Source organism: Lapillicoccus sp. (genome assembly GCF_025353065.1).
Taxonomy (GTDB): Bacteria; Actinomycetota; Actinomycetes; order Actinomycetales; family Dermatophilaceae; genus Lapillicoccus.
Map to the genome: position 1 here is coordinate 1 of NZ_JANXRJ010000241.1, position 8,462 is coordinate 8,462.

An 8,462-nucleotide genomic window follows, 5' to 3' on the forward strand; every position below is an offset into this window, starting at 1 on the left:
CAGGGCCTCGGCAAAGTCGGGCGGTAGGGCGCTGACCTGCGTCTTTTCATGTGTGTCACGCGGTGTGGCGTGAGTGACGGGTGTGGCCCTTGGGGCTTGGATGGAAGTTCTGACGCTCACCACCACGCCGAGGACCACACCCGCCGATGTCATCTTCGTCCACCACCCCTGCCCCCGCGCAAGCGCCGGGCCGACCGGAGCTGTTGGCGCTGCTCTGGTCGGTGCCTGATCCGCGGGACCGTCGCGGGGTCCGCCACCAGCTACCGGTGATCCTGGCGGTGGGGTTGGCGGCCGTCCTGACCGGTGCACAGTCGTTCGCCGCGATCGGGGAATGGGTCGCCGGTCAGTCCGAGACGGCGCTGATCCGGCTGGGTGTCGGGGAGGGTGGGGGGGCGCGTCGACCGACGGAGTCGACGATCCGGCGCGCGTTCGCGCGGGTCGATGCTGATCTGTTGGACCGGGTGATCGGGGCGTTCGTGTGGACCCGCACCCACGTCGTCGCCGGCCGGCGGGTGATCGCGCTCGACGGCAAAACCGTGCGCGGTGCGCGTACCGCGAACGCGGTCGCCCCGCACCTGGTCGCCGCGTTCGACCACGCCACCGGGACCGTCGTGGGGCAGGTTGCCGTCGCGGCCAAGAGTAACGAGATCCCTGCGGTACGAGACCTGCTCGCCTGTTTCGACCTGACCGGTGTGGTCGTGACCGTGGACGCGATGCACACCCAGGGCGAGACCGCGCAGGCCATCACCGACGGCGGCGGGGATTACCTGTTCACCGTCAAGAAGAACCAGCCCACGCTGCACCGGGCGTGCAAGGACCTGCCCTGGGACAACGTCCCCAGCCACCGGGTCACCACCCGCGGGCACGGCCGCCGGGTGACCCGCACGATCAAGGTCGTCACCGCACCAACGTGGGTCCACTTCGCCGGCGCAGCCCAGATCGCGCAGGTCCGCCGCACCGTCACTCGCGGCGGGAGGAAGAGCGTGGAGGTCGTCTACCTAATCACCTCCGCCGACCACCAGAGCGCACCGCCGGCCACCCTCGCTGCGTGGGTCCAGGGCCACTGGGGCATCGAGAACCGCCTGCATTGGGTGCGTGATGTCAGCTTCGACGAGGACCGCTCCCAGGTCCGGACCGGCAACGCCCCCCAAGTGATGGCCACCCTGCGCAACACCGCAATCAGCTTGTTTCGACAAGCCGGCTGGACCAACATCGCTGCCGCACTACGACATCACGCCGCGCACCCCGACGAAGCCGTCACATGCCTACTGACCTGCTAGAACACGACCTTGCCGAGGCCCTGCAAACACGCCCCGTACAGAGGACGTACAGAGGGAGGAGGCAAACAGTGAGAGCCGACGTCATGAGCTCACGAAACCTTCAGGCCACTGGTCACGATCAACCACATAGTGAGCCACTTCGAAGCCATCGGGCGCTTCGCTGAACCCAGGCAGATTTACTGCAAGCCCTATCCGGCTCTTGGCTCGTTCTTCGGTCGAGTACACACCCAAGAGCTTCTCGTCAGACTGCCCGTCGTTCAACTCATGGGTGTGCCAAACCAAGAAAACCTGCTGAGGTTCATTGCAACTCACGCCCGTTCAAGGTCCCGCCTCGCGTTGCCCACTTCACGATCGCTCAACTCCTAGCCGCCCCCGGTACGCCGGTGGTACCTCCTGTCCATCTGAGGCGCTGCTTGAGACCCAAGAAGTAAGGTTTCCCCGCAGGTCAGAGCCCCTAGGGCGCTGGTCAGAGGTGGAGCCGGCACCGGGACTCGAACCCGGAAACCCCAGTTTTCCAGACTCGGACCGATCTACCAACGCGAGCCTCTGACCAGCAACGATGCATGCGTTCGGGGTGGAGGCTGCTGACGTAGTCGGCGCCGGGGTCGTCGTCGAGGGTGCTCGTGACTGCCAAGTGCCAGCTGGTGGTGAGCATCTTGTGCCGGATCACGACGTTGGCCTCATCGGCCCCCGGTGCCCACCTCGTATGCGGCGTCGATGAACTTGTCGTAGATGGGCATGTTGTCGGTGGCGCCGCCCAGATAGTCCTCCTGGAAGGGAGGATTGCCGGTCACCACGTCGAACTTCTTGGCCATGTCCAGTCGTCTCACGGCGTCTCGGCGACGATGGTGTCACGTTCTTCGGGCGTCATGCAGACGAGGTTGCCGACCCGGAAGTGTCCGGTGTCACTGTTCAGGCGGTGAGCCTGGCGGGTGCCGATCCGGGCGCTGCCGCGGGCGTGACTTCGGACAGCGACCGTCGCACCAGGGGCGCTACCGCCAACGAGACTGGGCACCCTTGACTGGTGGTTTGGGAGCTGAGACCGATCAGATCTCGGGCTGGTGGTGCACCGTCAACCCCCGCCCTGATACCGCGCCGAACAGGGATTCGATCAGGCGCGCCAGTCGGCCAATGTCAGGAGTCCCGGTAGATGTTCACTACCGGTAAGCCATTCGCGCAAGGCGGCCGACCTCTTCTGAAAACTGTTGGTCGCCCATATACTGTGCGTGGAGTGCGACTGTTAGCGGGCCATGAACCGTGACACACCGGACACATGATGTTGTGTGACGCCTCAGCGGCCAGCACGCGCTGGTCGGCCGTCCGGAGCCGGTACACGGGTTGCTTGAGAGATGGGGACGAGGATGAACGTCAAACGCAGATTGATGCCGATCGGTAGTGTTATGGCCGCGCTGGCTGGTCTGGTTGCTCCTTCGGCGTTCGCTGGCCAGCCCATCTCCTCCGTGGTGAGTACGGTTTCGAGCGACGTGGCGCCGGTGGTCCCGGGTGGCTCGTGCTATGGGAAGGTGGGTTCTCTTGCCGGGGCCGACCCGAACTTGTGTCGCCGTGTCTTGGTTCTCAAGCAAGTGGGTACGTGGATCTACGCTGGCGGCATCATCGACAGCGTGATCGACCGGTCGACGGGCGGTAATGTTTTGATTTCGGGTTATCACAACCTGTTTCGTTTCGACGCCACGACATTTGCGGTCGATACCACCTTCAAGCCGCAGCTGTACAAGAGCGCAGAGTCCGGAACGGGCTTGGAATACAAGGACTCCGCCGTGACGGGCCTCGCCAGCAGTGGAACCGACCTCTACGTGGCCGGCTCGTTCCAGAATGTCGCGCCGTTCCAAGGCGGTCCGGTCAGCCCCAGCATGGGCGTGGCGGCGCTGAGCCTAGACGGCACCGTCGATCCTGCCTTCAACGCCAATGTCGGTCGCGGGGGCGGTAGTAGCGTGGTCAATGACGTGGACTTCGTCAATGGCAGCCTTTGGCTGGGTGGCCCGTTCACCCATGTTGGCGGGACCCGGCAGGTGGGGTTGGCGTTCGTCACACCTGTCGGTGGCCTCACCGGTCAGCAGCTCTCGCTAGCTGGCCAGGTGACCACCACGGTGGGAACAAAGGTGGCGCAGGTGGCAGTCAACAACGCCGGCACCAAGGCCGTGGTGATCGGGAACTTCCTGACGGTCGGCGGCGCGGACCACGAGGAGGTGGTGGTGCTCAACATCCAGCCCGATGGCACCGCGACGGTCGACCCCTGGAACGACCCGACCAACCTGCATGCCAGCGGTCCCGCCGCGTGTAAGGCGAGCGATACCTGGGCGCGGGGAGTGGACTGGTCACCCGACAACGTCCACTTCGACATCGCCGCCAGCGGCGGTGGTGGATTCGACGCCTTCGGCCCGCAACAGGCAGGTCAACCCAACCAGGGGGCACTGTGCGACGCGTTCTCCCGCTTCGACAGCAGCCAAGTGACCCAGACCGCACCCGACGTCGTCAATGTTACCGGGTTTGACTCCCTGTTTACCGTCGTCGATGTCGGCACAGTCGCCTACACCGGTGGCCACAACAAGTCACTGAACCACGCGGTCTACATTGGCGGCGTCAAGGTCCCTGCAACGCAGGAATTCCACTACGGCATCGGGGCCATAGACGTCAACACCGGTGACGCTGGGTACGGACAAGCAGTCACTGCGTTCAACGCGAGCACCGCCACCGGTCGCGGCGCCGGATGGGCGTCGTCCCTGAGCACCGGGTCCGGGGTATACATCGGCGGTGATGCCACAAAAGTGGGCAGCGACAAGACAATCCAACGCCTCGCCTACTTTCCCACAAACCCCTAGGCGGGCTCTGAGGTGCCTGATTCCTTCCAGACAGTGGGCGCCAGTAGAATGAGGTGAACAGATCGGAAGAAGACGTGGCACGAACGCATCGGACTTTCTCTCCGGAATTTAAGAGAGCAGCGGTCCGGGAAGTCACCAACAAGTTTCGCACCGTCGCGGACGTCGCTCGAGAGAATGGTCTGGTCGCTCAGACTTTGGGGAACCGCCTCGGGCAGGAGGTGCGCGCAGGCGGACCCGGCGCCGCGGCAGGCGGCGAGGATGTTGCCCATGCCGGCCTCCTCGACGTCGTTGAAATCGTCACCTGCTTGCCTGACGGGCTGCGGGGACACGGTGTCCTGCGCCAGGGCGTGTCCGCGAGCAAGATCGTCGTCACCGTCCAACCGTGACCACCGCCGGGCAGCGGGCGAACCCCAAGCTGCACGACAACTGGGTGGTACGCCGCACCCGCATCGAGCAGGACCCCGTCGACTCGGACCCGGACCGTCGCGCCATCGAGGAGCACCGCACCGAGGACCTTTGAGCCGACATGGTGGCGCCAGACGCGTCCGGCCGGCAGCGTCCGAGCCGACCCGGCTACCGCCCCGGGCTGACATGGGCCCGGTCGCGGTCCCCCGGCCATCACTCACTCAAGGTTGGTTGGGGGGCACCTGCGCGCCACCCCGCGGGAGCGGCGCACTCCGTGCCAAAGGAGTCGGGGCCAGCCGACCAGCCCGGACCCCGCGGCTCCGCCCTTGCCATCCACATGCGATCCCGGTGCCACCACCCCCCTTGCCTGAGGCCGATGCTGCGAACGGTGACGGCGGCCTGCAGGGACATCGTCGCAGGTCAGGGCCCGATCGGAACTTGGACAACCAGTTTCTCAAACAGGGGCAATCGGACCCTCTAACTATGCGAATCTCCGTGTGCAACAGCGCAATTCGGAGCCGGCACCGGGACTCGAACCCGGAACCCCCTGTTGACCAGACGTCGAGCACGAGCTCGCGGCGGGGCCCTGACCTGCAACGACGTCCCGACGGACCCCGCCGTCGTGTCGTCGTGCGATCCACGTGCGATCCCTGAGGCCATCCCTGAGCACCCGTGGCCGGGGGCCTCGGTAGCCTTCCCGGTCTCGTGAGGGGTTCGCTGTTCGGTATTGACCGGACAGCGAACATAGAGGAGGGATGTTGAGGTGACAATCGAACCCCTGATCACCGAGGCCTTCGCGGAGCTGGGCTTGGCGGTCCGGTTCCATGTCACCAACCCGGCGGGCACAGACCTCGTCCTGACCGACCAAGACGTCCGCATAGGCGTTCAGCTGCAGCGGCGCGCTCTGGTGGACGCCGCCGACCGACTGCTGGCCGACGCGCAGCCATCCGATGGGGTCGTCTTCGTGGTGGCCGACCGGGTGACGGGTGACGCGCGCGATGTTCTCACCTCGCGGGGCGCCGGCTACCTGGACCTGCGAGGTCATCTGGCCTTGCGTGCCGTGGGTCTCGTGATCGACGCCGATGTCCAGCCCGCCCACCAGCGACCCCCACGGTCCGGTGCGCTGGCCGGGAAGGCCGGTCTCGAGGTGGGCGGTGTCCGTGCTGATGTCCCCGTCACGACCCGCCGTCGTACGGGAGATGGCCCGCAGCCTGGGCCGCTCCCCCAGCACCGTGTCCGAGGTCCTGTCGGCGTTGCGGCGGGACGACCTGGTGGACGAGAGGAACACCCTCGTGGGCACCGGTCTGTTCTGGCAGGTGGCCGACCGCTGGCCCACCCGACGCACCTACCTCACCCACGCGCCATCAGCCGGTGACATCACCCTGACCCAGGCCTTGCGCCTCGGGCTCGACGACGTCGAGCACGAGCCAGGATGGGCGCTGACCGACTCAGCTGCGGCTGCCGCGTACGGGGCCCCTCTCGCCGTCCGGGCCGGGCAGAGACTGGACTTCTTCGTCCCCAGCGACGTCATCGCCCGCCGGGCAGTAACCCTCCTCGGCGCAGCGGCCGACCCATCGCGGGCCCAGGCCAGCATCCGCGTGGCCCCCGTCCTCGCTATCGTCCGCCAGCGCGCCGACACCGCGGCGAACCCGGCCAACTGGCCCCTCGCGCACCCGGTGTTCGTCGCGCTCGACCTCGCCCAGGACGCGGGCCGAGGCCGCGAGATCCTCGAAAGCTGGACCCCACCCGAGGCGTGGACCCGTGTCTGGTGACCGGGTCACCTTCGTTGGTGACGCGATGGCCGCCATCGTCCAGGGGATCGACGAAGCACACGCCCTGATCGGTCGACCACCGGTCGTCGTCGGCGGGCTCGCGGTTCTCGCCCGCCTGTCGAACCCCTAACGCGCCACCGTGGACCTCGACGTCGTCGACCGCCTACGAGGACACCTCCCCCAGCTCGAGCTCCTCCGAGCCGCAACCGGCGCTGAGCCGGTCGACCCCACCGCGGTGCTGCTCCCCACCCGCTTCGGGCCCGTGAAGATCGACGTGCTCGAGGTCCGCCAGGTCGAGCTGGACCGACCCCGCGACGACCCCGGCGACCGACTGCACGCCTCCGCCCACGCCTGGGCCCACGACACCGCGACCGAGCTCACGATCGAGGTACTCCTCACCGATCACTCGAGCGTCACCGTGACCACGCTCGTCGCGGAACCCGGACCTCTGATCGCGATGAAGCTCCAGGCGGTCATGAACAGGTCGAACGACAAGCAAGGCACCGACCTCCTCGACATCGTCCGCCTCCTGTTCGACCCAGCAACACGACCCACGGCGTTGGCGCAGATCACGGCGTCACCCCGGCGGTCGCCCACGACATGGCCCTGCACGTGAACTTGTGGTTCGTCGAACGACGACAGCAGTCCCTGGCCCGGATCCGCGGCGCCACAGGCGACGACGTCACCGTCGACGACCTCGACCTCGTCGCGGAGCTCCCGCCCTCCAGCGCCGGCCCTGAACTCATCGCGGACGAAACAGACCGACGCACTCCCAGCCCTCGCCGCGCCAACCCTTCGTACCCCCAGACAGCCGCCCGGCTCATGGCCGAATATGCCAGGTTGCACCGACCGACCGGCACCGCCCGAGGTTGTCGACCAGGCCAATCGTTACACCGCAATCCCGAGGGGGCCGTCCTGAGTCCTCAGTCTTGGACATCGACGCCCTGCAGGACGGCGAGGTGTTCAAGGCCTTCGATGTAGCCCGGCCCGACTGAGCGGATACGCCATCGGCCGGCTCGGCGTTACAGGGTGCAGAGCAATATGGCGCGCTCACGGCTCGCAGCGTCGAGGGTCCCGTGCGGACCCGTTGAGGCCACGAGGTCCGGTGGCTCCGCGAGCGGTTAGCCCGCGGTGGCCGCGAAGGCCTGAGCCGCTACGATGACCGCGGGGTGCGCCGTACGAGGTTCCCCCTCGAGGAGGAGACACGCTGGCGCCACCTCGTCGAGCTGGGGGTTGGCCCCCTGGAACCACGCCTGCGCCACGCTCGGACTGTCGCTTACCCCGATGGTCGCCGCCGCCCGGTAGGCCACACGGAGCCGCTGCACGACCTGGTCCGAGGGCTGACGCGACCCTTCGGCCCACTCACGCACCGCGCGTGTCTCCTTGACCGACCCCAGGTAAGCCACCAACCGCGCCCCCAAGAGCTCGCGCAGCTGGTCGACGAGCGCGGGCACAGCGAGCCGTACTGAGTCCTCGTAGGGCTTGAGGTCACCACGCCGGGCAGTCGTCGTCATCGTTCCAGTCTGTCACGACGAACCAGAGTGACAGCCAGGAACCCCCAAAAATCACATCCTCGAACCCACGTCGATCCCCGGTGGAAGGCAGGACGCTCCCGGCCTGACCGAGGTCGAGGTCGTCGAGCCCTCCGAGCACCTTGGCCGCTCCATCGAGGCGCTGGGCGCGCGGACCATCCATCCGACCTCCGTCGGCATCGCCGTGGTGATCGCCTACCGCACCGACGAGACGGCGCTGATGCCGCGTTCGACGCTTCCGGCTCGATCGGAGCCACCGGCAACGACAGGACCACGCATCGACGCTGTCAGCCGGTACTCGACCGCGGTCGAGTACCGGCGCCGCACACAGACCGAAGCCGGCGCAGAGACGAAGACCGTGCCATCCACGTGCGATCCCCGAGCGCACACCACCCTTGCCCGAGACCGGCGCCGCGACGGTGGCACCGGTCTGACGCGACATCGTTGCAGGTCAGGGCCCGATCAGAACAAGGACAACCAGCTTCTCGAAGTGGGGGTGATTGGACCCTTCAACTACGCGAATCTCATTGTGCAACAACGGATTTCGGAGCCGGCACCGGGACTCGAACCCGGAACCCCCTGTTTACAAGACAGGTGCGCTGCCAATTGCGCCATGCCGGCCGTGACCTCGAG

The 8,462-nt window shown here is 66.9% G+C and carries 10 protein-coding genes and 1 tRNA gene; 7 read left to right on the forward strand and 4 right to left on the reverse strand.

What is annotated here, in order from left to right:
* Window positions 1-221 precede the first annotated feature (221 nt).
* Window positions 222-1,280, forward strand: a complete 1,059-nt coding sequence (locus Q0R63_RS17865; RefSeq protein WP_295700318.1) for an ISAs1 family transposase — start codon at window positions 222-224, stop codon at window positions 1,278-1,280.
* A gap of 680 nt (window positions 1,281-1,960) precedes the next feature.
* Here the strand turns inward: Q0R63_RS17865 and Q0R63_RS17870 are convergent.
* Entirely contained in the window at window positions 1,961-2,110 is a 150-nt protein-coding gene (locus tag Q0R63_RS17870) for an Eco57I restriction-modification methylase domain-containing protein (RefSeq protein WP_295700319.1), read from the reverse strand.
* Window positions 2,111-2,641: 531 nt separating this feature from the next.
* Between Q0R63_RS17870 and Q0R63_RS17875 the strand changes: the two genes are divergently transcribed.
* The 6 genes from Q0R63_RS17875 (at window position 2,642) to Q0R63_RS17900 (ending at window position 6,913) form a co-directional block, all read left to right on the forward strand.
* On the forward strand, window positions 2,642-4,120 hold the full coding sequence (locus Q0R63_RS17875) for a hypothetical protein (protein ID WP_295700322.1): 1,479 nt from the start codon (window positions 2,642-2,644) through the stop codon (window positions 4,118-4,120).
* A 53-nt stretch (window positions 4,121-4,173) separates the two neighbouring features.
* Window positions 4,174-4,506 carry a transposase gene (locus Q0R63_RS17880; protein ID WP_295700324.1) on the forward strand — a complete coding sequence of 111 codons (333 nt, stop codon included), beginning with the start codon at window positions 4,174-4,176 and terminating at the stop codon, window positions 4,504-4,506.
* Window positions 4,503-4,640, forward strand: a complete 138-nt coding sequence (locus tag Q0R63_RS17885) for a hypothetical protein (protein WP_295700327.1) — start codon at window positions 4,503-4,505, stop codon at window positions 4,638-4,640. Before Q0R63_RS17880 ends, Q0R63_RS17885 begins: the two co-directional genes overlap by 4 nt.
* Window positions 4,641-5,679: 1,039 nt before the next feature.
* A complete protein-coding gene (locus Q0R63_RS17890) occupies window positions 5,680-6,297 on the forward strand; it encodes a helix-turn-helix domain-containing protein (RefSeq protein WP_295700329.1) in 618 nt (205 codons plus the stop codon).
* On the forward strand, window positions 6,287-6,427 hold the full coding sequence (locus Q0R63_RS17895; RefSeq protein WP_295700332.1) for a hypothetical protein: 141 nt from the start codon (window positions 6,287-6,289) through the stop codon (window positions 6,425-6,427). The genes Q0R63_RS17890 and Q0R63_RS17895 overlap by 11 nt, the downstream gene beginning before the upstream one ends.
* A gap of 9 nt (window positions 6,428-6,436) precedes the next feature.
* The gene (locus tag Q0R63_RS17900) at window positions 6,437-6,913 is read left to right on the forward strand and encodes a hypothetical protein (protein WP_295700335.1); all 477 of its coding nucleotides are present in this window, start codon (window positions 6,437-6,439) and stop codon (window positions 6,911-6,913) included.
* Window positions 6,914-7,418: 505 nt separating this feature from the next.
* On the opposite strand, the gene Q0R63_RS17905 is transcribed toward Q0R63_RS17900, so the two are convergent.
* The 3 genes from Q0R63_RS17905 to Q0R63_RS17915 form a co-directional block, all read right to left on the reverse strand.
* Window positions 7,419-7,811: a hypothetical protein gene (locus Q0R63_RS17905; RefSeq protein ID WP_295700337.1), complete on the reverse strand. Its 393-nt coding sequence runs from the start codon at window positions 7,809-7,811 to the stop codon at window positions 7,419-7,421.
* The gene (locus Q0R63_RS17910) at window positions 7,786-7,992 is read right to left on the reverse strand and encodes a hypothetical protein (RefSeq protein ID WP_295700339.1); all 207 of its coding nucleotides are present in this window, start codon (window positions 7,990-7,992) and stop codon (window positions 7,786-7,788) included. The genes Q0R63_RS17905 and Q0R63_RS17910 overlap by 26 nt, the downstream gene beginning before the upstream one ends.
* A 385-nt stretch (window positions 7,993-8,377) precedes the next feature.
* Window positions 8,378-8,450 (reverse strand) — tRNA-Thr (locus Q0R63_RS17915).
* Window positions 8,451-8,462: the final 12 nt, after the last annotated feature.